The sequence below is a fragment of the Trueperella sp. genome (genome assembly GCF_043424875.1).
In the GTDB taxonomy this organism is placed as follows: Bacteria; Actinomycetota; Actinomycetes; order Actinomycetales; family Actinomycetaceae; genus Trueperella.
This window is the reverse complement of the sequence record NZ_JBHWPL010000050.1, coordinates 1-3054: the sequence shown is the minus strand read 5'-3', so window position 1 is coordinate 3054 and position 3054 is coordinate 1. Positions and strand designations below refer to the sequence as shown.

Annotated in this window: 4 protein-coding genes; 2 read left to right on the top strand and 2 right to left on the bottom strand. The window is 61.3% G+C overall.

Annotated elements, in window-relative coordinates:
• Positions 1-3: 3 nt before the first annotated feature.
• On the bottom strand, positions 4-702 hold the full coding sequence (locus tag ACHFFR_RS05075) for a class I SAM-dependent methyltransferase (protein ID WP_394263193.1): 699 nt from the start codon (positions 700-702) through the stop codon (positions 4-6).
• A gap of 106 nt (positions 703-808) precedes the next feature.
• Between ACHFFR_RS05075 and ACHFFR_RS05070 the strand changes: the two genes are divergently transcribed.
• Complete coding sequence (locus ACHFFR_RS05070; protein ID WP_394263192.1) at positions 809-2407, top strand: sodium-dependent transporter; 1599 nt, start codon at positions 809-811, stop codon at positions 2405-2407.
• The gene (locus ACHFFR_RS05065) at positions 2404-2514 is read left to right on the top strand and encodes a methionine/alanine import family NSS transporter small subunit (protein ID WP_394263191.1); all 111 of its coding nucleotides are present in this window, start codon (positions 2404-2406) and stop codon (positions 2512-2514) included. The genes ACHFFR_RS05070 and ACHFFR_RS05065 overlap by 4 nt, the downstream gene beginning before the upstream one ends.
• Positions 2515-2627: 113 nt before the next feature.
• Here ACHFFR_RS05065 and ACHFFR_RS05060 read toward each other — a convergent pair.
• Positions 2628-3054 (bottom strand): TlpA family protein disulfide reductase (locus ACHFFR_RS05060; RefSeq protein WP_394263190.1); only part of this gene is annotated, 427 nt, incomplete at its 5' end.

Sequence of the window (3054 nt, the reverse complement as noted above, 5' to 3'; positions counted from 1 at the left end):
GTGTCACTCGAGGTTCGCGCGCATCCGGGCCCGGCCCGCCGGGGAATTCTTAATCCACGATGACCGAGTTGTGCCCAGCTCGTACAGCTGCGGCACCGTGAGCGGATCAATCCACACCGTTCGATGGAGGCTCGGCTCGGTGAACGGCCGCTCCATGTGGCCGTGGTGGCCGGGAACGCGCAGGTCGGGTGCTCGATCGGCGCGATGTACATCGCCGGAGCGCATGATCCTCGACAGCCGGTGCACCCACGGCTGACGCACGTCGAGCTGGTTGTACAGGATCGCAACCAATCCGCCCGGCCGAACCACACGCTCCGCCTCGAGAGCTGCCGCGCGTTCATCTAACCAGTGCCACGACTGGCCATAGACGAGCACGTCAACGCTCGACGCGCCGACGGGCAACGACTCGCCCGTGCCAGCCAGCACGCGATCGGCCGGAAAATCAGGGAGTGCCCGCGCAAATGCCGCCCTCATATCCGCCGACGGCTCCACCGCCCACACCCGATCGCTACGCCCGGCGAGCTGCGCCGTGAGTTTGCCGGTACCTGCGCCGACGTCGAGGACGAGGTCATCGCGTCCAATGCCCAGCAGGTCCACGACGCTTTCCGGGTAGCTCGGACGCACGTCGATGTATGCACGAGTTGACTCCCCCGCCCGTGCGAACGGGTTGTCATGCGCGCGAGCCGGTCGCCTCGAATCCATCGTGACCTCCACCATTGTTCGGGTCAAAGGTACCACTATGCGAGATCTGGTTTAGTTGCCGAATGTCCCGGTCTATCTTGGATCCATCCTGCACAAGAGAGGCGCAATGACTACACAAACACAATCACGCGAAGTGTGGAGCGGTCAGTACGGTTTCATTCTCGCAGCCGTCGGCTCCGCAATTGGCTTGGGTAACATCTGGCGCTTCCCCGGCGTCGCCTACACGAATGGTGGCGGAGCCTTCCTGGTTCCCTACCTCATCGCCCTGCTGACAGCAGGCATCCCTATTCTTCTTCTTGATTACGCACTTGGCCACCGATACCGTGGCTCGGCCCCGGCAGTCTTCCGCCGGCTCAACAAGAACTTCGAAATCGTCGGCTGGTTCATGGTGCTCGTCAGCCTCGTCATCATGTCCTACTACGCCGTGATTTTGGCGTGGGCGCTTCGCTACATGTTCTTCTCGGTGGACATGGCGTGGGGCGCGGACACGATGTCGTTCTTTGCGGGCGAGTTCCTCCAAGTCTCCGAGCCCGGTTTTAATTCCGACATCGTTCCCGGCGTCTTTTGGCCGCTGATCGCCGTGTGGGGCGGCGCGGCCATCGTAATTGCGCTCGGTATCCAAAAGGGTCTCGAGCGGGCCTCGAAGTTCTTTATCCCGCTCCTCGTGGTCATCTTTGGCGTCCTGGTTATTCGCGCGCTCTTCTTGGATGGCGCTTCGGCGGGTCTGAACGCCTTCTTCACTCCGCAGTGGTCAGCGCTCGCCGACCCGCAGGTGTGGATCGCGGCCTACTCCCAGATCTTCTTCTCCCTGTCGGTCGCTTTCGGCATCATGCTGACCTACTCGAGCTACCTGAAGAAGAAGACTGACATTACCTCCACCGGCCTCGTTACCGGTTTTGCAAACTCCTCGTTTGAAATCCTTGCGGGCATCGGAGTGTTTGCCACCCTCGGTTACATGGCAACCCAGCGCGGCGTGGGCGTCAACGAAATCGAAGGCATTACGGGCCCAATCCTGTCGTTCGTCACCTTCCCCGAGGTCATCTCGCTCATGCCGGGCGGCCCGCTGTTCGGCATCGTGTTCTTCGCATCGCTCACGATCGCGGGCTTTACCTCGCTGATCTCGCTCATTCAGGTGGTCTCCGCGGCGATTCAGGAGAAGTTCGGAATCAACCGTCGCTTCGGCGCGCTTCTTGCCACCGGCATCGCCGGCTCGGCATCCGTGCTGCTGTTCTCGACGTCGAACGGCCTGAACGCCCTCGACGTCGTCGATAAGTTCATCAACGAGATCGGAATCGTCTCCGCGGCCATCTTGATGACGTTGCTCGTGGCCTTCGCGCTGCGCAAGCTGCCGCGGCTGCGCCAGCACCTGAACTACTACTCGTCGGTCAAGATCGGCCGCTGGTGGGACGTGCTCGTTGGCATTGTCTCCCCGGCTGTTCTCGCCTTCATTTTGGTCCTCACGATCCAATCACTGGTGAGCGACGGCTACGGCGGCTACCCCGAATCCTTCATCTACCAGTACGGCTGGTTCATGGTGATCGGCGTGATTTTCGGCGCCGCCATCCTGACCTTCATCCCCTGGCGCACGAATGTCGACGAGTACGACGCCGATGAGTATCACCAGATCGACGGACCCGGGCTGGCCGAACAGGCCAAAGCGCGCAAGGCCGGCAATCTCCCGACCGCTGAAAGGAGCGAGTCATGACAACCACCGCCATCATCATGATGATCGTTGCTCTCGTGACCGTGTGGGGCGGCCTCGGCGCCGCGATCACTCATCACGCAAAGCATTCAAAGGATTACCTCGACTAGAGGTACCCCCATACACACTTACACACGCGAGGGGTTTTGGTCTAAGCCGATGGGTCTTTCCCTTCGAGTTTGACCAAAACCCCTCGCGTCCGTGAAACTTACCTGCGCCACGCCTAGTTCAACGCGTCGAGCTTTTCATTCATCTGCGCCTGCGAAAGTCCGCCGACGTAGATCTCTTGGAGCACCCCGTCACTGTCGATGAAATAGTGCGAAGGCACCCCCATCGTCCGATAGGTCGAGGCGATCTCCGCCGTCGAATCGACGACATGCACGTAGTCTAGGCCCATCCGATCGACATAGCCCTGAACGACGTCGCGTGGCTCGTTAACCCACACGGACACGAGGTTGAACTCATCACCGCGCGCGTCCTGGACGGCTTGAATATCGGGCGTCTCGGCACGGCAGGCCGAACACCACGTGGCGTTGAAGATCAGCCACGTCGGCCCATCGAGGCGGTCGAGCACCACGGGGTTGCCATCGATATCCAGCACGCTGAATTCGGGCGCGGGCTGGCCGACCTCGGGCGGCGGCGCATCTCCA